This window comes from Subtercola sp. RTI3 (genome assembly GCF_035018625.1).
GTDB lineage: Bacteria > Actinomycetota > Actinomycetes > Actinomycetales > Microbacteriaceae > Subtercola > Subtercola vilae.
Window position 1 is genome coordinate 91427 of the sequence record NZ_JASJXO010000003.1, and the last position, 22769, is coordinate 114195.

Genomic DNA, 22769 nt, shown 5'->3' on the forward strand with positions numbered 1-22769 from the left:
GCAAAACCTAGGGCTCTCGGCAGATTCATAGCAACCCTTCTGTTCCACGCTTACGCCCGTTCGAACGCGATCCGCACTCGCTCCACCAGCCCCCTCGCCAACAATCACGCTGAATTTCACATCGGTGACGGTCGCAGTCGGAGACCAGAACCTGTGAGAAGTCTCATCTTTATGAACGGGTTTAGCGTTGAGCTGCGGCGACGCAGACCCATCTGAGGGCCGCCGATTCGGTTGTGCCGCGAGATGTCCAGCGACCGTTGACGAGAGACACGCCGAGGGGCATACTGAAGGTGTCCGCATGACGGACGTTTGTCCGTGAACAGATGTGGTGACGATGCCGAATCCAGTTTCCAGCCCTTCGGGCCCGCTCAAGGGGCTTATGGTGGCCGACTTCTCGAGGGTGCTGGCGGGGCCGTACTCCACGCAGATCATGGCCGACCTCGGCGCCACGGTAGTGAAGGTCGAGAGCCCCAAGGGCGACGAGACACGCGACTGGGCACCCCCCGAGCGCAACGGCGTCTCCACGTACTTTCTGGGCATCAACCGCAACAAGCGCGACGTGGTACTCGACTTCGGAAGCCCAGACGACCGCGCCCTCGCGCAAGAGCTCGCCGCCCGCGCCGACATCGTCATCGAGAATTTCAGGCCCGGCGGCCTGGCGAAGTTCGGCCTCGACTACGACACCGTTCGTGGCAGCAACCCGGCCGTGATCTACGCGTCGATCAGCGGTTTCGGTTCGCAGGGCGGTGCCGCACTGCCGGGCTACGACCTCATCGTGCAGGCGGCGTCGGGGCTGATGAGCCTCACGGGCGACGCCGACGGCACGGCGTACCGCAGCGGGGTGTCGGTGTTCGACATCATGACAGGCATGCAAGCCACTATCGGCATTCTCGCGGCGCTCAACCACCGCAACAGCACCGGCCAGGGCCAGCACGTCGAGGTGAACCTGCTGTCGACGGCACTCTCGGCCATGGCCAATCACAGCTCGACGTATGTCGCCGGCGGCCAAGTGCCGTTTCGCATGGGCAACTCGCACCCCAGCCTGTTTCCGTACGAACCGCTCGCTGCGAGCGACGGCGAGATCGTCATCGTCGCCGCGAACGATGCCCAGTTCGCCAAGCTGGCGACGGCCCTCGGCATCGGCGAGCTCGCGGCCGATCCGCTGTTCGCGAAGACCGAGCTGCGCAACCGAAACCGTGAGCAGCTGCGCCCGCACCTGCTGAAGGCCCTCGCCACCAAGACGGTGAGCGAGTGGTTCGACATTCTGACCGCGGCGGGCGTCGCCTGCGGGCCGATCAACACGATCGACGGCGGGGTGGCCCTCGCCGAGCGGCTCGGACTCCGACCCGTGGTGATGGTGGGAGACGGGGATGCCGCGGTTCCGATGATCAGAAACGCAATCGACTTCTCGCTCACACCTCCGGCCTATGTCAGCGCACCACCGGCCCTCGGTGCCGACAATGACGAGATCAGGGCGTGGCTGCAGGCTCCCCGAGACGCGAACACAGAGAACCGGAGCATCCAGTGACAGACCAGCCGACAGCATCCGCCCAGCCGGGCCAGCCCGCCCAGCCCACCTACCCCACCGGCATCGGCACCAGCGACCTCACCAGCATCTCCCTGCTGGGCCAGGACATCACCGGACTGCTCGGCGCCCTCACCTTCGGCGAACTCGCGTTCTGGCTGGTGGCGAAGCGCCGCCCCACGAAGGGCGAGGGCCGCGTGTTCGAGGCGGTGCTCGTGTCGCTGGCCGACCACGGCTTCACCCCCACGGCCATCGCCGCGCGGCTCACCTACTACAGCGCCCCCGACTCCATTCAGGGCGCTGTCGCAGCGGGTCTGCTCGGCGGCGGCTCACGGTTTCTGGGCGTGACCGAGAACACGGGGGTCTACCTCGACGAGATCGTACAGAGCCTCGGCGACGACACGAGCGGCTTCAGCGCCGACGCGTGGAACGACGTGGCGCGCCGGGCGCTCGAGCAGGCGAAGAGTGACGGGCTGCGCATACCCGGGCTCGGGCATCCGGTACACAAGACGGGAGACCCGCGCACACCCGTCATCATGCGCATAGCCCGCGAAGAGGGAACATTCGGGCCCCACCTCGAACTGTTCGCCGCCATCGGGCGGGTGCAGCAGGAGGTGTTGGGCAGGAACCTTCCGCTGAACGGGGCCGGGGTGGCCGGCGCCGCGCTGGCCGATCTGGGGCTGCCCGTAGCCATGCTGCGAGGTTTCGCGCTGCTCGCCCGCACGGCCGGGTTGCTCGGCCACATCGCCGAAGAGCAGGTCACGCCCATCGGCCCCGACGTGTACTTCTCTGTCGACCGCAATGCGGTGTACGTGCCGCCGGAAGGAGTCTGAGCATGGCAGAACTCGCCGCCGTACTGGCGACCACCCACCACCCGTTCTACCTCAAGGCCACCACCGCGCCGCCAGAAGACCGGATGGCCCAGGCCGACGAGTGGCAACGAAAGGTCGAGGCGTACCGCGAGACCCTCACGGCTGCGAAACCCGACATTCTCGTCATGGTGGGCGCCGACCACTTTCACCAGTTCTTCTCCGACAACTACCCCGCCTTTCTGATCGGCAAGCAACCGAAGTACGACGCCATCTTCTACAACGAGGAACGCGAGTTCGGTATCCCGAAGTATCTGCTCGACGGCCACGAAGACCTGTCGGGCTTCATGCTTCAGGGGCTGCTCGACCGCGGTTTCGACTTCGCGGTGAGCCACGAGCTGAAGCTCGACCACTCGATCATCTGCCCCATCATCACCACTAGGCCGGGCGCTGACCTGCCCGTGGTGCCGATCTACACGAACATCTTCGCGCCGCCGCTGCCGAGCCCGAAACGGTTCTACGACCTCGGCCGGGCCATTCGCAGCATCATCGATGAGTACCCCTCCGACCAGCGCATCGCCGCCGTGGGCAGCGGCCATCTCTCGCTCGAGCTCGGCGGCCCACGCCAGTTCGGCGAGACAGGGCCCGACCCGGTGTTCGACCGCAAAGCCATCGACTGGTTGGCCAGCGGCGACATCGACGCGATTCTCGAGAACGTGACCCACGAGAGCATGGCCGGCGCCGGCAATGCCACCCACGGCTTCATGGATCTCATCTTGATGATGGGCATCGCCGGCGCCATTCCGGCCGACTACGTCGACGAACTCGACCTCTTTCACACGCGCGAGATGTACATGACGTGGTACCCGAAAGGTGACCCCCGATGAGCAAGTACTACGTGAACAAGTTTCTCTACCAGGTCGACCGCGACCCGGCGCTGCTGGCCGCCTACAAGGCCGACCCCGCCAGCCTCGTCGAACGCTGGCAAGACGAGTACGGCCGATGGCTCGGCGCGAGCAACCGTGTCGAACAGACCACGTGGCTCTCGTTCACCGACGGCGAGCGCACGGCCCTCATCGAGCACGACTACGCCACGCTCTTCGAGCTCGGCGCCCACTTCTTTCTCACCCTCACCATCTTCATCGCTCTCTACAACGACGACTACGAGACGAAGGCCGGCCCGCTCGCCTTTCAGCGCGAGTACGCCGAGAAGCTGTCGCACTGGCTGGGCCGCGACTACCCCACGGTCGCCCTCTAGCTCTTCTTTCACCGCCCCAAGTCTTTCACCACCCCACGTTTTTCACCGCATCGCCGAAGGAGTCGAAAATGCCTGAACACACCACCCCCGAGTTGCCGACGGATGCCCGCCCCACCGTCTTTCGGCACGCGACCGTCGTCACCGTCGATGCCCAGAGACGCGTACTCCAGAATGCCGACGTTCTGGTGATCGGCACCGATATCGCCGCCATCGGAACAGGCCTCGCCGTGCCCGACGGCACCTTCGAGATCGACGCCACCGGCGGCATCGTGATGCCCGGCATGATCGACACCCATCGCCACATGTGGCAGACGGCCATGCGCGGGTACGGTGCCGACTGGACCCTGACGCAGTACTTCGTCTGGTACTACCTTGAGCACGGTAAGAGTTTTCGCCCCGAAGACGTGTACGCCGGCAACCGCTTGTCGGCGCTCGACGCGATTGATGCGGGGGTGACCACGACGGTCGACTGGTCGCATGGGCTCCGCACGATCGAACACGGCGAAGCCGCGCTGGAGGCTCTTCGGGCATCCAGTGGCCGCTTCGTACTGGCGTATGGCAACATCTTCGCGGGGCCGTGGGAGTGGTCGGCCGACCCCGACGTGGTGAACTTTTTGAAGAAAAACAACACGGGGGCCGAAGACCTGAAGTTTCAGCTGGCGTTCGACGTGACAGGCGACCCCGCATTTCCCGAGCGGGCGGCATTCGAGGCGGCCCGTGAGCTCGGTCTGCCCGTCACCACCCACGCTGGAGTATGGGGCGCGACGAACGACGACGGCATCAGGCTCATGCACGAGAACGGGTTCATGACCCCCGAGACCGTCTACGTGCACGCGGCAACGCTGACCGACGACTCGTACCAGCGCATCGCGGCCACCGGCGGTTCGGTCTCACTCTCGACCGAGAGCGAACTGAGCTGCGGGCAGGGCTACCCGCCGTCGTGGATCCTGCGCCAGCACGGCATTCCCGTGTCGCTGTCGGTCGACACCTCGGTCTGGTTCTCGAGCGACCTGTTCTCGGCGATGCGCTCGACCCTCGGGGCCGACCGCGGCTGGGAGCACATGCGCGCGCACGAGAAGGGCGACACCGTCACCCATTCGCACCTGCGGGCCGAGCACGTGGTCGACTGGGCCACCCGCGGCGGTGCCGAGAGCCTCGGCATGGGCTCGATCGTCGGGTCGCTCGAGGTGGGCAAACGGGCCGACATCGTGCTGATCAAGAACGACGCCTCGCCCACCATGTACCCGATTCTGAACCCGAGCGGCCACATCGCGCTACAGGCCGGGCGGGGCGACGTTCACACCGTCATGGTGAATGGGGTCATCGCCAAGTACGACGGCCGGCTGCTCGGCGACGAGCTCAGCTCGGTGAAGAAGCAGGTCGAGTCGACCGTCGAGTACCTGCAGGGCGAGCTGGGTGAGCCGGCGTGGACGCAGGGTATGAACCCGGATGCTCCCGAAGCGAAGATGCTCGACAACCCCTACACGTATACGCAGTACAAAGACTCGTCGACGCACCAGGCCGACGCGGAGAGGGCTGACGCGGAGGCGTGAGCGGGCGATTCCTGTCGTAGCCGGCTGACCTTCACCGAGGAAGGGGGCGCAGCTCGGCCACCCGCTGCCGCAACGGGCCGCCGAGATGACGACCCCGATTGAGCTCGCCCCGCTCAATCGCATGTGCGAACTCAACCATCGCCGTATTCGCGGGCGCCTGCTCGCCGTGGCGCGCCAGGGTGTCGACAACATAACCGTTGAGTTCGTCGACCTCGCTGTGGCGGTCTTTGATCCAGTCTTGCAGCACAGTTGATCGCGAGTGGCTGAGTACATAGTGAGCCAGCAACTCGTCGAGCACCGTTTCGACGAACGTTTCAGGGGTGGTCGCTGCCATGCCGAAGATGGGCCGGATGCTCGCCCCCTCGAGCTGCGCGGCCCGCACTGCCTCGTTTCCAGCCTCGAGCATCAGCCCCCGCATCAGCGGGTCTCTGGCGCAGTCGGCTATCGAGAGGTCGACGATGGCCGAGGGAACGAGTTCGGCCGCATTCAGGATGAGCTTCATCCACTTGGCCGACGCAATGTCGTCGGTGACCTCTACCGTTCCCGCATGACGGAGTACGGCTGCGACGGCCTCTGCGTGCGGGGCAGCGTCCGGGTGCACGGGCCCCACCGCGAACCACGATCGTTCGTGACTGCTGTGCCGCTCGACGATGCCCGGCGTGTACATCGCCGACGTGATTTCGATGACGGCACCGAGGGCGCGGTTCGCGCCGAGAACCTCCGCGATGGTGTCGCCGGTCATCCCGTTCTGCACCCCCACCACCACACCGCCGTCGGCAACGTAGGGCTTGATGAGTTCGCACGCCCACCGCGTGTCGTAGGCCTTCACCAGAAGCAGCACGATGTCGAACTTCGAACGCAACGTGGCCACCTCGCAGAGGTGCAGAATCGGTGGCCTGGTCACCGTCTCGTGACCTGCGAGCTGCACACGCACGCCGTCGAGCCTGATGGCCTCGACATTGGCGGGCCATTGGTCGATGAATGTGACATCGAGCCCGGCGCGGGCCACATCGACGCCGATGGCTGAGCCGTTGGCGCCGTTGCCGAGCACTGCGATCCGTGGCTGGGCGTTTTCAATTGTGTGCTCCATCGCACCTCCATTTGTACAGTCAGAATACACAATCGACAGTCAGGGCGTACGATATTAACGTCAGTTGAACTCATAGATGAGGTGCTCGGTGTCCCCAGCAAAATTCGCGGTCGTTGGCACCGGCGCTAACGGAGCCTCTATCGGCGCCGACCTTGTGCGCGCCGGGCTCGATGTCACGTTCATCGACCAGTGGCCGGCCCACGTAGAGGCGATGCGCACCGATGGCCTCACCGTGCACCTGCCAGACAGAACCGAAGTCACCCCGGTGACGGCCTACCACTTGTGCCAGGTTGCAGAACTACGCGACACATTCGACGTGGTCTTCATCTCGGTCAAGTCATACGACACTCGCTGGGTGTGCGAATTGATCAAGCCGCTTCTGCGGCCCGACTCGGTGGTGGTGGGCCTGCAGAACGGCATGACCATCGACGACATCGCCGAGATCTGCGGCGAAGAACGAACCGTGGGGGCCGTACTCGGCATCGCCGCAAACATGTTCGAACCCGGGGTGGTCGTTCGTCAGTACGACAAATCCGAGACATGGATGACCGTGGGTTCGCCCGGCGCAGCCGCCGTGTCCGGCGTGGCTCTCGCCGCCGAGGCCCTGGGGCACGCGGCTATTGCGAGCGTCACCGACGACATTCGTGCAGCCAAGTGGATGAAGCTCATCGCCAACATTCCCGAGATGCTGCCCTCGGCTATCCTCGACGTTCCTCTTCTCACCGCGGTCTCATTCGATGGCATCCGGCCCGTGATGGATGCCGCCTCTCGCGAGGCCTACGCGGTGGCTTGTGCCCTCGGCATCACCATGGTTCCCATTTTCGGCATGACAGAGGCCGATGTCGACCCTGACGACGCCTACTCACTTCGCCTGCTCGACCAGGTTCTGGCCCATTACTCGAGGCCCGACACCCGCGTAGCTGTGCTGCAGGACTGGATGAAGGGCCGTCGCGCCGAACTCGACGCGTTCAGCGGGTACATCGTTCGGCGCGGCCACGAACTCGGCGTTCCCGTTCCCGTGAACGAGGGCATTCTGGCCATTGCCGAACGCATCGAGGCAGGCGAGCTGCGCCCCGATACCGCCAACGTGCCCGAACTCACCGCACTTCTTGACACGCGACCACCCACTACTGCGCAGGAGCAGAAATGACGAACCGTCTCACAGCAAAAACCATCATCGTCACCGGAGGGGGCTCGGGTATCGGGGCCGGCATCGCCCGCGGACTCGCCGCTGAAGGCGCCAACGTAGTTCTCGCCGACCTCGACCTCGAAGCAGCCCACAGCGTGGTCGACCAGATCACGACTTCGGGCGGCAGCGCGCTGGCCGTGCGGGTCGATGTATCCGACCGCGTAGCCGTCGCGGCCGGCATCGCCGCCACTGTCGAGAAGTACGGGCGCCTCGACGCCTACTTCAACAACGCAGGCATGAACTCCCCCATGAAGTTTCTCGAGATCACCGAGAGCAACTTCGAGCTGATCATGCGCATCAACGCCCTGGGAGTGCTCATCGGCACCCAAGAGGCAGCGAAGCAGTTTCTTGCGCAGGGCGGGGGCGGCAAGATCATCAACACCGCATCTATTGCGGGGCGCACGGGGTTCGCGAGTTTCGCGCCCTACAGCGCCTCGAAGGCCGCGGTCATCTCGCTCACCCAGGCGGGCGCCCGTTCGCTGGCCGGCGACGGAATCACCGTGAACGCCTTCGCACCGGGTGTGGTGGCCACCCCACTCTGGACCAAGCTCGACTCCGACCTCGAGAAGATGGGTGAGGGTGACGCCGGCTTCGACTCGATGGCTGCGGGAATTCTGCTCGGGCGCCCGGCCCAGCCCGAAGACATCGCCCCTACAGCCATCTTTCTGGCGTCGAGCGACTCCGACTACATCACGGGCCAGGTCATCGCCATCGAAGGCGGCATGATCCTGGTCTAGCGCGGCACGGGGTCGCCGAGCAGGGGTGCATCGAATTCGATGTGAGCCTTGATGGTTGTCTGCGGCGAGTGCGCCGACTCCAGCGCCTGCAGGGCGTCGGCGGCAGCAAAGACGTTGGTGATGAGCGGGCTGAGGTCGATCTTCGTGTTGGCCAAGAAGCGAAGCGTGGCCGGCCACAGCCCCTCTGAACCGATGACCCCCGTGATGGCGAGCTCTTTCGACTGGATGAGCCCGAGCTTGGCGGGAGCCGACCGGCCCACGTCGATGCCCACGTAGCAGACGCGCCCACGGTTGGCCACGTATTCGAGCGCCAGTGCCATGACCTCGGGGCGGCCGCTGCACTCGATCACCACATTCGCACCCCGACCGTTTGAGAGGTCGGCGATGAACTCGGCTGCGGCATCCGGATGCACGGTGTGGGCGGCCCCGAGCTTCGTTGCAGCGACGCGGCGGTCTTCTGACGGCTCGACGACCACCGTCACGGCGCCCAGAGCTGCAGCGCCAGCTGTCACCGCAAGCCCGATGGGCCCGGCTCCGAGAACGACGAGAATGTCGCTGGCGTTGACGTTGCCGACCTTCATCAGCGCAGAGTAGGCCACGCTGAAGGGCTCGACGAGGGCCGCATCGGCGAACGACAGGCCGCTCGGAACCTTGTGCAGCCAGGCCGGCTTGGCGACGAAGTACTCGGCTCCGGCGCCGGAGATGGAGAACCCGAAGTGGTCATCGCCGATCACGCACTCGCCCACCACCGTGTCGCCGACAGTGAACCCGGTCACGTCGGAGCCGAGCGCTGCGACCTGGCCCGACCACTCGTGACCCGGGATGATGGGGTAACTGAACGGAATGATGTAACGACCCTCCAGCAGGTCGATGTCGGAGTGGCAGACGCCCACCCGTCGGGCTGCGATGAGCACCTCGTCACGGGCGATCTCGGGTGTGGCCAGCTCGAGCACTTCGGGCTGGTCTTGCGCGGTGAACTGCAGGGCCTTCATTGACGTCAACTTCCTTGTTCTGATGTGCGGTGCTCAGTGCGCTTGCGCGTCACTTCGGCGATGGATGCCCAGTCGAGTGCGGCCTGACCGTCAGCGATGGCCTCTTCGAAGACCTCGCGGAGAGTGTCTGCGCTCGGCAGCACCACACCGGTCTCGCCGGCAGCATCGATGGCCAGCCTCAGGTCTTTGAACCCGAGTTCGGTCGTGAACCCAGCAGGGAGATAGCGGCGTTCGACCATGGCCTGGCCATACCCCGAGTAGACGGGGCCGGGAAACAGGCTGTCGGCGGCCAGCTCGACGAACCGGCCCGCGTCGATCTGGCGTGACTCGAGAATGGCGACCGACTCCGAGATCGACTGCAGGGCGTGGATGATCATGAAGTTCATGCCGATCTTCACGACGTTGGCGTCGCTGGGGTTTGTGCCGAAGTGCCAGGTTCTGCGGCCCAGATCGGTGAAGAAGGCAGTGGCGCGCTCGATGGCCGACGGCTCACCGGCGACGAGAATCGAGAGCGCACCGGCGGCGGCCACCGTCGAACGGCCGAGCACTGGGGCCGCGACGTAACTGACCCCGGCGGCCGCGTGCGCTGCGGCCAGCCGGTCGGCAGCATCCGCGCTGACCGTGGCCATGTTGACGTGCACGGAGCCCTCGGGCGCAGACGCGAGCACCTCTTCGGAGAAGACGTCGAAGACGGCCTGTTCATTCGACAGAATCGAGAACACCAGTGTTGTCGCGAATGCCTCGGCAACCGATGAAGCTGCTGTCGCGCCCTTCTCGACGAGGCGTTCGACAGGCGGAGCAGATCGGTTCCACACGACCACGTCGTGGCCCGCCCCGACGAGCACTGCGGCCATGGCTTCACCCATGGTTCCGAGCCCGACGAAGGCCACCTTCTGCGGCGTTTCCGCCATCTCAGGCGCCCGCTTCGCCGCGACCCGCTGCTGTGTTCAGGTTCGACTGGGAGTCACGAAGGGTCGAAAGAGGGCCTTCGACGGTGTAGTACCGTTTGCCTGCGACCAGCAGTTCTTCGGCTGGAAACTTCGTTATCACTTGGCAGCCGGTTGCGGTGACCACAACTTCTTCTTCGATACGCGCGGCTCCGATGCCATCGGCAGAGGGCCAGTAGGTTTCGAGCGCGAACACCATGCCCTCTTCGATGATCTCGGGGTTGTCGAGAGAGACCAGCCGAGAGAAGATGGGCTTCTCCCAGATAGACAGCCCCACGCCATGCCCGTACTGAAGGGCGAACGCCGCCTCCTCGTCGCCGAAACCGAACTCCTGGGCGGTCGGCCAGACCTGCACGATGTCTGCAGTCGTCGCGCCCGGCCGAACGAGCGCGATGGCCCGATCCATGTATTCGCGCGCTCGGGTGTAGGCGTCACGCTGACCCCTGCTTGCCGAGCCGACAGCGAACGTGCGGTAGTAGCAGGTGCGATACCCGTTGAAGCTGTGCAGAATGTCGAAGAAGGCTGGATCACCGGGGCGGATCAATCGGTCGGAGAACACATGCGGGTGGGGCGAGCAGCGTTCGCCGGAGATGGCGTTCACACCCTCGACATATTCAGAACCCAGGTCGTACAGCTTCTTCGAGACGAGGCCGACGCACTCGTTCTCGCGCACACCCGGTTTGAGGAACTCGTAGAGGTCTTCATAGGCCGCATCAACCATCGATGCCGCTGTGGTCAGCAGAGTGATCTCGTCGGCAGTCTTGATGCGGCGAGCCTCGAGAAACACTTGCTGACCGTCGACAACAGTGATGCCCGCTCGCTGCAGAGCGAAAAGAATAGGCAGCTCGATAACGTCGACACCCAGCGGCTCATCGACCACGCCGAACTTCTCGAGTTCGCGTTTGATCTTCGCCGCCACTTTGTCGGCGATCTCAGAGTCGGGGCTGAAGGCCCCCCGAAGCGTCGAGATTCCAGCGCGAGAGCCCGACTCCAGGCGCGGCCTGACCGCGCCATGATGCGGTGCGTGCGGGTCGGCATCGGCCTCTGCCGTGGTGGTGTCGAGCCACGGGTTGAACAGCGAGTGGTGCTTTGCTGCCGAGCCGAAATCCCACATGATCGGATCGGTGCGGCGGGTGAGCAGACTGAAACGAATGAGCTTGTCCATGGCCCAGGTGCCGATGTGGGTCGAAGTCATGTACCGGATGTTGGCGAAGTCGAAGGCGAGCACGGCACCCAATTCAGAGGTGTCGAGCTGAGCCTTCAGCCGCGCAAGCCTCTCCGAGCGGAGCCGATCGAAGTCGACCCGCTGCTCCCAGTCGACCGACATTGTTCCTCGCGTTGCAGTACTCATCTGAGCCCTTTCACCGAACATCACTGTTCGGATTGCGTTCCTCGCACTGATCGTTCAGCGACACTTACAATTCGAAAGCCGAGTCGCCTCATTTCGAGGGTTAAATGATCACAACATGTACAGTGGAGCTTGTCAAGCTGTTCATTGATACACCAAAATAGGTGAAGCAAACTGCTCCGATCCGCCCCAATCCGCCTCAGACCCGCTCTACCGAGCGAACAGGCGTAAACTCTCGACACGATCGCTACACGGCGCATCATCGTAAACCAGAACTGCACAGCGCGAGCTGCGCAGCGCATCAGACAGGGAGTTCATCATCGACGGTGATATCGGTCCAAAGCTCCGCGCGGCGCGAATGTCACAATCGCTCAGTCTGCGTACTGTGGCGTCGGCCGTGGGGGTGTCGGCCAGTCTGATTTCGCAGGTGGAGACAGGAAAGACCCGCCCCTCGGTGAGCACGCTCTATGCCCTCGTCAACTTTCTCGGCATCTCGTTCGATGAGCTCTTGAGCACAGGTGCGGCTGCAGTCGACGACCAGGTTCGAGGTTCAGCTCCGGTGTCGGCTGCACCGGGGATACGAATGCAGACCACAACGGCAGTTCAGACGAGCAGTGACAACCCGGTGCTCGAAATGGAGAATGGCGTGCGGTGGGAACGGCTTGCCACCGGCGCCGGGGGGCCCGTCGACCCGCTCTTGGTGACCTACCAACCTGGCGCATCGAGCTCGGTCGAGGGGCGGCTGATGCGGCACACCGGAGTCGAATACGCGTATCTGTTGTCGGGTGAACTGACGGTGCATCTCGAATTCGACACCTTCGTCATTCGGGCAGGCGATTCGCTCAACTTCGATTCGATTCGCCCCCACATGTATCTCAACAACGGCGTTGTTCCCGCTCAAGGGCTGTGGTTCGTCGTTGGGCGGCGGGGCGAGGCGGAGGGCCTTCCGCTCGCAGCTGTTGCGGCACCCAATCCCGACCACCTCACGTCAGCAGTCGATGTCCTGAAGGCTATGGACCGGCTGGCCTAGGCGAATACCCAGCACTACCCAGCACTACTCAGAGACGAGGAAGCATGAGCATCGACGCAGAGATCACCACGCTCGAGCAGCGGCGATTCGCCGCCATGCTCGAGGGCGACACCGAGGCACTCAGGGGGCTGTTTCACGACGACCTCGGTTATGGCCACTCGAATGGTACGCGCGAGACCAAAGAGAGCCTGCTCGCCAAGATCTCCGACGGCGTGCTCGACTACGCGCGCATCGACCACCCCATCAGCGAGATACTGCTGAGCGGCGACACCGCCGTGGTGGTGGGCGCCATGAGCGCGAGTGTACGAATCGCTGGAAACGCGGTGGAGCTGAACAGCAGCACGATCTCGGTGTGGGTGCGTTCAGGTGAGGCGTGGCAGTTGCTTGCCTTCCAGCCGACGCCTGTTGCGGCTGCTGTATGACCGGGCCCCGTGTCGCCGTGCTCGGAGCCGGAGCGAATGGTGCAGCAATCGGCGCCGACCTCACCCGGGCCGGAGTCGATGTGACACTCATTGAGCAGTGGCCGGCGCACGTGGAGGCCATGCGGGCCAACGGCGTCGAGGTGCGCACCCCGACGGGCACCACCATCACTCCGGTCACAGTGCTGCACCTCTGCGAGGTAGCCGAACTACGCCGCCCGTTCGACATCGTGTTCGTCGTCGTGAAGGCGTACGACACCCGCTGGGTCTGCGAACTCGTCAAGCCCCTGCTCACCCCCACGAGTCTCGTCGTCGGCCTGCAGAACGGCATGAGCCTCGACGACATGGCGGATGTGGTCGGCCACGAACGTACGCTGGGCGCCGTGATCGAGGTCGCCGCCAACATGTTCGAGCCCGGCATCGTCAATCAGCAGGCTCCTGCGTGGTTTGCGATCGGCAGTTTTCACCCATCGACCGAGGGTCGTGAGAACGAAGTTGCCGCCGTGCTCAGGCATGCCGGCGCCGTGGAGATCTCGCCAGACATCCGCTCGTCGAAGTGGATGAAGCTTGTGGTGAACGCCGCAGAGCTTGTACCCTCGGCGATTCTCGATCTGCCGTTGGCCGACGCCGAGAAGGTGCCCGGCATGCGCGATTTCATGGTCGAGACCGGCAAAGAGGCGGTACGAACGGCGGTGGCTCTGGGCAGCCGTACCATTTCGATCTTCGGAATGGAGGATGCCGACGAAAGCGACCCCGATCGGTTCGCCGAAGCACTACTCGAGGTTGTACTCGACCGCTACACCCTGCCCGACACCATGACGACCGTGCTGCAAGACTGGCGAAAGGGGCGGCGGTGCGAGGTCGACGAGCTGAACGGCCTCGTTGCCGACGAGCAGCGCCAGCTCGGCGGCAGCGCGCCGAACAACGAACTCGTGGCCTCTCTCGCCCGGCGCATCGAACTCGGTGAGCTGTCGGCTTCGCCTGCGAATATTCGCCTTCTCGTTCCAACAATTGCAGAGGTATGACATGAGTCTCATCGGCAGCCACCACGTCGGCATCATCGTGAAGAACCTCGATCGCTCGATCTACTTCTATCACGACCTGCTCGGCCTCGAATTCGACAACGAACCGAGCCCCTGGTTCGATGGTGACGAACTCGCACGGGGGGTCGGAGTTCCCGGGGCCCGACTACGACAGGTATCGCTGCGCTCGCCCGATGGCGTGATTGTCGAGCTCATCGAATATGGCAACCGCCCCGCCGACAACGACCAACCGATTCAGCAGAACTACCTCGGCGCCATGCATCTGGCCTTCCGCGTCGATGATGCGCGCGCCACCCGGTCAGCTCTGGTTGCCAAGGGAGTCGACTTCCTCTCCGACGTCAACGTTGTCGATGAGGGCGTTCTCGCGGGCTGGCGCTGGGTGTATCTGCACGACCCCGACGGAATCCCCATCGAGCTGGTCGAGGTCGCCTACGTGAACCGCGAGGCGCGAGCGGCGGGCATCGCCGAGTACCTGGCGAACAGGCCCGCGCTCGACTCGCTGCTCTGAACGACTTCTCCGAACCGTCTCACCGAAGTACAGAACCACCTACACCGACGAAAGAAACGGACTATGGCACAGCTCACTACCTCACCCGGGCGCGCACTCATCGTGGGCGCCACCGGCATCATCGGCCAGACGGCCGGCCGGCAGCTCGCCGATCTCGGCTGGGAGGCCTTCGGCCTCTCCCGAAGCGGGGCGCTCTCTGTACCCGGTGTCACCTCGGTCACGGCCGACCTGCTCGACCCCGAATCGCTCGCCACCGCCCTGGCCGGCACCCGCCCCGACATCGTGTTCATCACCGCGTGGATGCGCAACGCCACCGAGGCCGAGAATATTCGGGTGAACAGCGCGATGGTGCGTAACGTGCTGGCCGCCCTCGAGCCCGAGAAGTCGGTGAAGCATGTGGCGCTGCTCACGGGCCTGAAGCACTATCTCGGCCCGTTCGACAACTACGCCACCGGCGTGATGGCCGACACTCCCTTTCACGAAGACGAGCCCCGCCTCGACTCACCGAACTTCTACTACGCCCAGGAAGACGAGCTTTTCGCCTCGGCGGAGAAGAACGGCTACACCTGGAGCGTGCACCGCGCCCACACCGTGTTCGGTTACGCGGTGGGCAACGCAATGAACATGGTGCTGACGCTTTCGGTGTACGCCACGATCTGTAAGGAGCTGGGCTTGGTTTTCACCTTCCCCGGCTCTGAGACCCAGTGGAACGGGGTCACCGATGTCACCGATGCCGACCTGTTGGGCGAACAGCTCATCTGGGCCAGCACGCACCCGGAGGGGCAGAACGAGGCCTTCAACATCGCCAACGGCGACGTGTTCCGCTGGCGCTGGCTCTGGCCGCGCCTCGCGAACATCTTCGGTGTGGAGTGGGCGGGATTCGAGGGCGAGCCTCGGCCGCTCGCCGACCAGATGGCGGGTATGGAAGACACCTGGAAGGGCATCGCCGACAGGTACGACCTCGTCGAGAGCGACCTCACCAAGCTCGCCTCGTGGTGGCACAGCGACGGCGACCTCGGTCGCAACATCGAATGCCTCACCGACATGAGCAAGAGCCGCAAGGCCGGCTTCCTGAATTTTCGTGCGACACCCGACAGCTTCACAGACAAGCTCGAGCGATACCGGGCGGCGCGCATCCTGCCCTGATTGCTCACCCCACGAACGATGAAGCCCCCGCGACCGGATGATCACGGGGGCTTCATCGTTCAGTGAGCGGTCACCCTCGAGCGTTGACCAGCACCTTCACCTGGTCACCGGTGGGCGACAGCAGCGTCTCGAAACCCTTGGCAACGATGTCATCCATCGCGATCTGCGCGCTGACCACCTTCTCGACCGGGTACCGACCACGGGAGATGAGGTCGATGATGCGGGGCCAGTCGGTAACGGGGTAGCACCACGTTCCGGTCAGCGTGATGTCGTGCTCTGAAAGCACCATGGGGTCGATGGAAGCAGCCTTCGTGTGCAGGCCCGTCTGCGAGATGCGGCCGGCCGAGCGCACGGCGGCAATGGCCGTCTGCAGCGCTCGTTCGTTACCCGAGCACTCGATGACGGCGTCGGCGCCGATGCCGCCGGTCAGGTCTTTGAGCCATTCGGCCACATTCACCTTCGACGGGTCGAGCACCTCCCCCACGTCGAGGCTTCGCGCGAGGGCCGCTCGGGTGGGGTTCAGCTCTGAGATGAAGACGTTTGCTCCGAGCGAACCCGCGTACAGCGCTGCGAGCGCGCCGATGGGGCCGGCCCCCGTGATGAGCACGGTGTCGCCCGGCCGCACCTGGGCCGTGTCGACTCCATAGGCCGCTACCGCGCCAGGCTCCACAAGGGCGCCCTGCAGTTCGCTCATCGAATCGGGGAGCACGCTGACATGAGTGGCGGGCACGACGGCGAGCTCGGCGATGCCGCCCGATTGGTAGCTGAGGCCCACGCACGCCATCGACTGGCAGAGGTGGTTGAGCCCGCGGCGGCAGTAGTAACAGCGGCCGCAGTACAGAAGCGGCATGACCGAGACCCGCTGGCCCACCGTGACGTTCGTCACACCGGCGCCCACCTCGACGACTTCTGCCGAGAATTCGTGGCCGAGCACTTGAGGAGCGGTAGTGCCAGTGAGCGGGTGCGGCGACGACGGGATGACGATCGGGCCCATGGCGTACTCGTGCAGGTCGGTACCGCAGATTCCGCACCAGTACGGTCGCAGCAGAACCTCCCCCGCCTCTGGCCGCGGGGCCGTCACGTCTTCGATGCGAATGTCGTGTGCTTTGTGAAAGACTGCTGCCTTCATTTTTCCATCACCGTTTTCGTCGAGTCGGTTTGTGTCGAGGCGCCCGGGTCGAACAGCACCTTGCCTTCGAGTTTGCCGGTGGCAAGCCGCTCGAGTTGGGCGGCCAGGTCATCGAGTGGCAGAACGCCCTCGAGCAGCTCTGTGCCGATGTTCGTCGTCGCCAAGACGTCGAGCGCCGGCCCCAGGTCGTCGCCGCACACGTGGGCCAGCGTTGTTCGCACCGTGATCTCGCGCATCACGAGCGCATGGATGTCGACGGGCTGCTGCGCCGACGGCAAGCCCACCTGCAGAATGGTTCCGCCGTTGCGCACAAGCGAGATGGCATTGTTCAGTTGCCCGGGTGCCCCGCTGGCTTCGATGACCACGTCGGCCCCGCGCGGGCCGACAGCGCCCAGAACCGCGGCCCGAGCATCCGGGCCCGCCGGTATGACGCGGGTGGCACCGAGCCTCAGCGCACGCTCAAGCCTGGTTCCCGGAAAGTCGATCACCGAGACATCGACTTCGGCCAGCGCGGTGACGCCGGCGAGCACGAACGAGCCGATGGCCCCCGCCCCGATGATGACCACGGTGTCGCCGTCGGTGGCGCCAGAGCGGCGGGCCGCGTGAAGGCCCACGGCCAGCGGCTGGGCGAGACCCGCACGATCGAGCGACAGGCCCGCGGGAATCTCGACGAGCGCCCGTTCGGGGCACGACACGTATTCCGCCATGCCGCCGTCGATGTTCAAGCCGAGCGTGTAGTACTTGAGGCAGAGATTGGTGCGCCCCTCGAGGCAGCGCGCGCAGTGCCCGCACGAGATTCCGGCGCCGCTGGCCACGAGGTCACCGACGGCGAATCGGCTGTCAGGCCCCGCCTCGACAATCTCACCGACGAATTCGTGACCGAGAATCATCGGGCCACTGTGGTGACTGACGGGGTGCTCGTGGCCGATGGGAAAGATGATCGGCCCGGCCTTCCATTCGGTGGCATCGGTGCCGCACATGCCGCTCCGCAGCACTTTGATGAGGGCTTCGCCCTCACCGCGTACCGGCGTCGGCACGTCGGCCACGCGAACATCGTGGTCACCGTAATAGATGGCTGCCTTCATTGGCATTTTCCTTTCGTTTGCAGACGCCGCTCTCACAATTGTTCTGCAGCGCGGCGCTTGCGACTACGTGCGACCGAGTAGACAATGGCCGCCACGAGGATGAGCAGGCCCTGGAAGACATACTGAAACACACTTCCGAGCCCGAGCACCGTGGTGGCGTTCAGAACCTGGGTGAGCAGCACCGCACCGAGCAGAGAGCCGATGAACGTACCGCGGCCACCCAAGAGACTGGTTCCGCCGAGAACGACGGCGGTGATGCTGGTGAGCGTGTAGCTCGGCCCCGCTGCTGGGTCGCCGATTCCGATCTGGGTCATCAGAATGACGGCACCCAGAAAGACAAAGAGTGACACGAGGATGTACCCCAGAATGACGGTTCGATTGATCGAGACACCGACGCTTCGTGCTGACTCCTCGTTCGAGCCCACCGCGCGAAGGTTCCAGCCCCAGCGGCGCTTGCGGAGAAAGTATTCGGCAACCAGTGCGATGACGACGAGAGCGATGAACGCAACGGGCACCGGGCCGACGGTAGACGAGAGATTCGTGACGAAGTCGGTGCTGATGTAGCCGCCCTGCGTGTCGCGAAGGAGAAAGGCGAAACCACCGAGGGCGATGTACAGGGTGAGCGTGGCGGCGATGGGCGTGAACTTCAGGTAGCGGATGAGAACACCGTTCACCAATCCCACGACAATGGCGGCCACGACCATCAGCGCCAGACCGAGCACGATGGTGCCGGTGGAGGCCCCGTCGTTGATGAAGTACGAGGCGATCACCACCAGGAACCCGGCCAGCGGGCCCACCGACAAGTCAATGCCGCCCAGCAGCAAGGCGATGGTCTGCCCCATGGCGATGGCGCCCAGGCCACAGGCCGTCATGAGCATCGAGAAGATATTGAAGCTGCCGAGGTACTGCGGGTTCTGGGTAAGCACATACGCGCCCAACAGAATGATCACGGCGACCAGCAAGGCCGATGGCGCATAGTCGCCCTGCAGAAACCGGCGCACCCCGGTGGAGCGTTTGACGGTCGATTTTCCGGTACCGACCTGAATCGACTGTGTGGTCGAACTCACGGCCGCCGAGACGATGATCTCTTCGGTGATCTGGTCTCCCGAGAGTGTCGCGACGACGTGCCCGCGCGACATGACAATGACCCGGTCGCAGAGACCCTCGAGTTCTTTGGCGTCGGAGGAGGCGATGATGACGGGAATGCCGCTCTCGGAGGCCTCGCGCAGAATGCGGTAGATCTCCACCCGGGCACCCACGTCGACGCCCTGCGTCGGCTCATCGGCAATCAGCAGTACCGGCTCAGAGAGCAGGGCGCGGGAGATGACGACCTTCTGCTGGTTTCCGCCCGAGAGGGCTCCGACCGGGGCATCAAGCGACGGCGCTTTCACCGACAGCTCGGTGAGCGAGGTCGACACGGCATCGAGCTCTTTCGAGCGACTCACGAGGTACGTCGACGTGAACTTCTTCAGCGCAGACACGGCGGCGTTCTCGCGAACGCTCAGCGACATCATGAGGCCTTCGCGGTGCCGGTCAGCCGGCATGAACGCGGCGCGGTGCAGCAGGTCGCGAGGCGTGTAGCTGGTGCCGCCGACGCTCACCTCGCCTTCGAAATTCTCAAGCCCCGCCAGCGCGCGCAACAGTTCGCTCTGCCCGTTGCCCACCACACCGGCGACGCCGATGATCTCGCCGCGGCGGCCGGCAATCGAGACGTCGACGAAGCCGGGGCCCGAAATGCTGGCGACGTCGAAGTTGACCTCGGTATCGAGGGGCAACAGGCTCTTGGGCGGGAACGTCGATTCGAGCTTTCGACCAACGATGAGGGCGAGAAGTTCGTCGTCAGTGATCTCGTCGACCACGGCGGTGCCGCGCACCCTGCCGTCGCGAAGAACCGTCACCCGGTCGGCGAGTTCGCGCACTTCGGCCAGGCGATGAGTGATGTAGACCACCGAGGTACCGGCGGCCACTGCTTCGCGCACCCGCCCGAACAGCAGGTCGACGGCCTCCCGCCCGAGCGGCGCTGTCGGCTCGTCGAGAATGAGCAGCCGAGGGTGTCGCGCGAACGCTTTGGCGATTTCGAGCAGATGCTTCTGAGCGAGAGTGAGTGTCTCGACGCGGTCTTTGAGGTGAGCATCCAGCCCCACCCCGTTGAGCAGCGCACGGGCCACCTCATCGTTCGAACCGTCAGCGAAGACCGAGTCGGGCAGCGCCACACGCAGGTTCTCTTCGACGGTCATGTCGCCGAGCACCGCGGGGTGCTGGTGCACAATGGCTACACCCAGGGTTCCAGCAAGCGTGGGGGTGAGGCTGTCGTACGATTCGCCATTCATCAGGATCGAGCCAGCGCTGGGGGGCGTGGAGCCCGAAGCGATGTTCATCAGGGTCGACTTGCCGGCGCCGTTCTCCCCGAGAATCGCATGCACCTCGCCCGGGCGAATCTCGACCGAAACGTCGGTGAGGGCCGCGACACCGGCGTAGAACTTCGAGATGTGCGACATTTCGAGAGTGGCGGAACGGGTCGCGGTTGTATCGTGCAAGGTGTTCACGGTGCGCCTTTGGGAGTCGTGGCCTAGAAAGTCAGGGTTGTGGATGGTCGGGCTGGCCGTCATACGACAGCCAGCCCGACCGGCGTTCGAACAGAGGTGCTGTACTGAGCGGTACTACTTGCCCAGTGCGGCCTGATCGGTACCCGGCATCTGTGCCGAGAGGTAGACATCGCCCGGCAGAGAACGGTCGCACTTGACGCCGTTCGGCTGCTGGCTCACCGAGTCTTCGAAGATCGGGCCCTTGAACGAGTCGGCCGTCGGAATCGCTCCGCCGGTGGCCTTCGCCACGGCGTAGTCGACCGCGAGACGCACGTTGTCGTTACCCGTGGCCACCGTCATCAACTTGAAATCAGGGTTGGCTGCGTGATTGTCTTCCCAGAAGCAGCTCAGCGAGTTGCCGTCAGAGGTGGCCAGTGCGGGAATCGAGCGGCCGCTCTGCGGAAACAGGGGCAACGAGCTCACCAGAGTGGGGCCGAAGTCAGAGACGATCACGTCGATCTTGGGGTACTTCGCGATGTCTGCGGTCAGAAGCTGCTGGGTGAGGGTCGGGTCCCAGTTGGTGGGCTGGAACGGGGTCTCACCGATGAACGAGTACGACGTGCCGAGCACCTTCGTCATGGCGTTGTACTCATCGGTGCTCTGGCTGTTTCCGGCGGGGCCGCCGAGGAACAGGATGTTGCCACCCGACGGTACATTCTTCTGGATCCAGTTCGCCCAGTTCGTGCCATCGTTCGCGAAGTCGTCACCGATCCACTTGTCGTAGTTCGTACCGGCTGCTCCACCTGGGTCGACGCGGTAGGGCACCGTTACGACACCGGCGTTGTAGGCCGCCGTGAGAGCGGGCAGCATCGCCTTGCCGGCGTCGGGGAAGACCACCATGGCGTTGACGCCGCTCGAGACGAGGCCCTTGATGTCGGAGCTGGCCTTCTCTGTCGATCCCTGTCCGTCGGCGTACGAGAATTTGGTGACGCTCGGGCACAACTGCGCCTCTGCCTTACCCGACGCGGTGGTGACGAGCCGCCAGCTGTTGCCGCCGAAGCCATCGAGCAGTGCGAACGAAATGGGCTTCGTTCCACACCACGCCGGTGCCCCGTCGACATGGGTGACGGGGCCGGCGCTGGCGGTGTTTCCGCCACCGGCCGATGCTCCGCCTGCGGTGCCACACCCGGTGAGGATGAGGGCCGCTGCCACTGCCGCTGCGGCAATGGATGCAAATCTGGTGCGAGGTTTCATTTTGTTCCTCCAGTATGGGCGTGACGCCTCTGTCACGCTTCGACCCTGCGGCCGAAGATCGGGTGTTAGACCGCGTCTGCCGATGCAGCTGCGGGGGTGGTGTTTTCGAGAGAACTCGGTGCGGGCGGTGCTGCTGTGGGTGGTGGTGGTACCGAGGGCGTGCGCGAGAATCGAGCGAAGACGGCGCGCCAGTTGACGGTGTACAGCGAGACACCAACCGCGAGCGCAGCTGCCTGCACCAGGGTCTGGATGGCCGTTGAAACACCGAGCGTGATCACGAACTGCGTCAGCTGCTGCAAGAACACCGCAGCGATGAGGGTGGCGAGCGGAAATCCGCGACCGCCCAGCAACGATGTTCCGCCCAGTACCACGACGGCCACCGAGGGCAGCAAGAACTTGTCACCTTCGAAAGCCGACGGCTGGGCGGTGATGCCGGCGATCATGATTCCGGCAAGGCAGTACAGCAGTTGGGCCCAGACATAGGCAAGCGTCTGGTGGCTGCGCACGCGCAAGCCGATGGCCCGTGCCGCCTCGGGGTTCGCGCCCACTGCCTCGAACCGACGGCCGGCCACTGTCTTCTTCACAAGTACCGACACGACGATGAGCACTCCGAGGGCGAAGAACACCGCGTTGGGAATACCGAACGTCTGCCCGCCAGAGATGGTCTGCATGAGCTTGGTTGTGATGCGTGGGCGCCCACCCGATATAGCCAGGTCTGCGCCGTAGAGCAACGCATTCGTGCCGAGCGTGGCGATGATGGGGTTCAGCCGCAGGCTGCCGATCATCAGGCCGTTCGCAAACCCCGCCACTACGGCGAATACCAGGGCAAGAGCGATGGCTGGCAGCAACAGGGCATCGTTGCCGTCAGGGTTGTGAGTAACGATCACGGCCGTCAGCGAGATCATGCCGGGAACAGAAAGGTCGATGCCGCCCTGCTGCACAACCAACATCTGCCCGAGACCCGCTACCGCTAGAACGCAGGCGATGGGAAGCATCCCTGAGAGCGACGTGCCCGAGATACTCGACGGCGCGAGTACTCCGCTGATGAGAAAGAGAATCACGGTAGCGCTACCCACCGTGATCAAGCCCTTCGACACAGAGAAGCGGGCGCTCGTCAGTGCGGGTGCGTTTCGCGCCAGTGCGTCAACCATGATTTCTCCAGATTTCCATTCGCACAACGAT

General features: G+C 64.4%; 21 protein-coding genes. 12 read left to right on the forward strand and 9 right to left on the reverse strand.

All coding sequences use genetic code 11. The features are described from left to right. The first annotated feature begins 334 nt into the window (after window positions 1–334). The 5 genes from QN358_RS02465 to QN358_RS02485 all read left to right on the forward strand — a co-directional run bounded on the left by QN358_RS02465 (window position 335) and on the right by QN358_RS02485 (window position 5145). Window positions 335–1528, forward strand: coding sequence for a CaiB/BaiF CoA transferase family protein (locus tag QN358_RS02465; RefSeq protein ID WP_136641389.1), 1194 nt, complete (start codon window positions 335–337; stop codon window positions 1526–1528). After that, window positions 1525–2358: a citryl-CoA lyase gene (locus QN358_RS02470; protein ID WP_136641388.1), complete on the forward strand. Its 834-nt coding sequence runs from the start codon at window positions 1525–1527 to the stop codon at window positions 2356–2358. Before QN358_RS02465 ends, QN358_RS02470 begins: the two co-directional genes overlap by 4 nt. Before the next feature lie 2 nt (window positions 2359–2360). Next, window positions 2361–3221 (forward strand): extradiol ring-cleavage dioxygenase, encoded by an 861-nt coding sequence (locus tag QN358_RS02475; protein ID WP_136641387.1) that lies wholly within the window; start codon window positions 2361–2363, stop codon window positions 3219–3221. Then, the gene (locus QN358_RS02480) at window positions 3218–3592 is read left to right on the forward strand and encodes a hypothetical protein (RefSeq protein ID WP_136641386.1); all 375 of its coding nucleotides are present in this window, start codon (window positions 3218–3220) and stop codon (window positions 3590–3592) included. Before QN358_RS02475 ends, QN358_RS02480 begins: the two co-directional genes overlap by 4 nt. Before the next feature lie 68 nt (window positions 3593–3660). Next, window positions 3661–5145 (forward strand): amidohydrolase family protein, encoded by a 1485-nt coding sequence (locus QN358_RS02485; protein ID WP_136641385.1) that lies wholly within the window; start codon window positions 3661–3663, stop codon window positions 5143–5145. Window positions 5146–5176: 31 nt separating this feature from the next. Here QN358_RS02485 and QN358_RS02490 read toward each other — a convergent pair whose 3' ends face one another. Continuing rightward, window positions 5177–6235, reverse strand: coding sequence for a 2-dehydropantoate 2-reductase (locus tag QN358_RS02490; RefSeq protein WP_323511490.1), 1059 nt, complete (start codon window positions 6233–6235; stop codon window positions 5177–5179). 88 nt (window positions 6236–6323) lie between these two features. Here QN358_RS02490 and QN358_RS02495 point away from each other — a divergent pair, with 88 nt between their 5' ends. Together QN358_RS02495 and QN358_RS02500 are read left to right on the forward strand one after the other, a co-directional pair. Continuing rightward, window positions 6324–7385 (forward strand): 2-dehydropantoate 2-reductase, encoded by a 1062-nt coding sequence (locus QN358_RS02495; RefSeq protein ID WP_323511491.1) that lies wholly within the window; start codon window positions 6324–6326, stop codon window positions 7383–7385. Further along, a complete protein-coding gene (locus QN358_RS02500; protein WP_323511492.1) occupies window positions 7382–8161 on the forward strand; it encodes a glucose 1-dehydrogenase in 780 nt (259 codons plus the stop codon). The genes QN358_RS02495 and QN358_RS02500 overlap by 4 nt, the downstream gene beginning before the upstream one ends. Here QN358_RS02500 and QN358_RS02505 read toward each other — a convergent pair. From QN358_RS02505 to QN358_RS02515, 3 genes are read right to left on the reverse strand one after another with little or no spacing between them, the layout of a single operon-like run. After that, on the reverse strand, window positions 8158–9153 hold the full coding sequence (locus tag QN358_RS02505) for a zinc-dependent alcohol dehydrogenase (RefSeq protein WP_136641381.1): 996 nt from the start codon (window positions 9151–9153) through the stop codon (window positions 8158–8160). The two genes, QN358_RS02500 and QN358_RS02505, sit on opposite strands and share 4 nt — an antisense overlap. 5 nt (window positions 9154–9158) lie before the next feature. Next, window positions 9159–10064: an NAD(P)-dependent oxidoreductase gene (locus tag QN358_RS02510; RefSeq protein ID WP_323511493.1), complete on the reverse strand. Its 906-nt coding sequence runs from the start codon at window positions 10062–10064 to the stop codon at window positions 9159–9161. Between the two features lies 1 nt (window position 10065). Continuing rightward, a complete protein-coding gene (locus QN358_RS02515; RefSeq protein ID WP_136641379.1) occupies window positions 10066–11451 on the reverse strand; it encodes a M24 family metallopeptidase in 1386 nt (461 codons plus the stop codon). A 328-nt stretch (window positions 11452–11779) separates the two neighbouring features. On the opposite strand from QN358_RS02515, the gene QN358_RS02520 reads away from it, so the two are divergent. The 5 genes from QN358_RS02520 (at window position 11780) to QN358_RS02540 (ending at window position 15594) form a co-directional block, all read left to right on the forward strand. Further along, on the forward strand, window positions 11780–12478 hold the full coding sequence (locus QN358_RS02520) for a helix-turn-helix domain-containing protein (RefSeq protein WP_272898611.1): 699 nt from the start codon (window positions 11780–11782) through the stop codon (window positions 12476–12478). 44 nt (window positions 12479–12522) lie between these two features. Beyond that, window positions 12523–12900: a nuclear transport factor 2 family protein gene (locus QN358_RS02525; RefSeq protein WP_136641377.1), complete on the forward strand. Its 378-nt coding sequence runs from the start codon at window positions 12523–12525 to the stop codon at window positions 12898–12900. After that, window positions 12897–13922, forward strand: coding sequence for a ketopantoate reductase family protein (locus QN358_RS02530; protein ID WP_136641376.1), 1026 nt, complete (start codon window positions 12897–12899; stop codon window positions 13920–13922). The genes QN358_RS02525 and QN358_RS02530 overlap by 4 nt, the downstream gene beginning before the upstream one ends. Window position 13923: 1 nt before the next feature. Beyond that, window positions 13924–14448 carry a VOC family protein gene (locus tag QN358_RS02535; protein ID WP_136641375.1) on the forward strand — a complete coding sequence of 175 codons (525 nt, stop codon included), beginning with the start codon at window positions 13924–13926 and terminating at the stop codon, window positions 14446–14448. 63 nt (window positions 14449–14511) lie between these two features. Continuing rightward, complete coding sequence (locus tag QN358_RS02540) at window positions 14512–15594, forward strand: SDR family oxidoreductase (protein WP_136641374.1); 1083 nt, start codon at window positions 14512–14514, stop codon at window positions 15592–15594. Between the two features lie 70 nt (window positions 15595–15664). Here the strand turns inward: QN358_RS02540 and QN358_RS02545 are convergent, their stop codons facing one another. The 5 genes from QN358_RS02545 to QN358_RS02565 form a co-directional block, all read right to left on the reverse strand. Then, window positions 15665–16723 carry a 2,3-butanediol dehydrogenase gene (locus QN358_RS02545; RefSeq protein ID WP_136641373.1) on the reverse strand — a complete coding sequence of 353 codons (1059 nt, stop codon included), beginning with the start codon at window positions 16721–16723 and terminating at the stop codon, window positions 15665–15667. Then, window positions 16720–17808: a zinc-dependent alcohol dehydrogenase gene (locus tag QN358_RS02550; protein WP_201799241.1), complete on the reverse strand. Its 1089-nt coding sequence runs from the start codon at window positions 17806–17808 to the stop codon at window positions 16720–16722. The genes QN358_RS02545 and QN358_RS02550 overlap by 4 nt, the downstream gene beginning before the upstream one ends. Window positions 17809–17840: 32 nt before the next feature. Further along, window positions 17841–20354 carry an ATP-binding cassette domain-containing protein gene (locus QN358_RS02555; protein WP_237280285.1) on the reverse strand — a complete coding sequence of 838 codons (2514 nt, stop codon included), beginning with the start codon at window positions 20352–20354 and terminating at the stop codon, window positions 17841–17843. Between the two features lie 114 nt (window positions 20355–20468). After that, a complete protein-coding gene (locus QN358_RS02560; protein ID WP_136641371.1) occupies window positions 20469–21587 on the reverse strand; it encodes a substrate-binding domain-containing protein in 1119 nt (372 codons plus the stop codon). Window positions 21588–21652: 65 nt separating this feature from the next. Then, window positions 21653–22738 (reverse strand): ABC transporter permease, encoded by a 1086-nt coding sequence (locus QN358_RS02565; protein WP_136641370.1) that lies wholly within the window; start codon window positions 22736–22738, stop codon window positions 21653–21655. Between the last annotated feature and the right edge of the window lie 31 nt (window positions 22739–22769).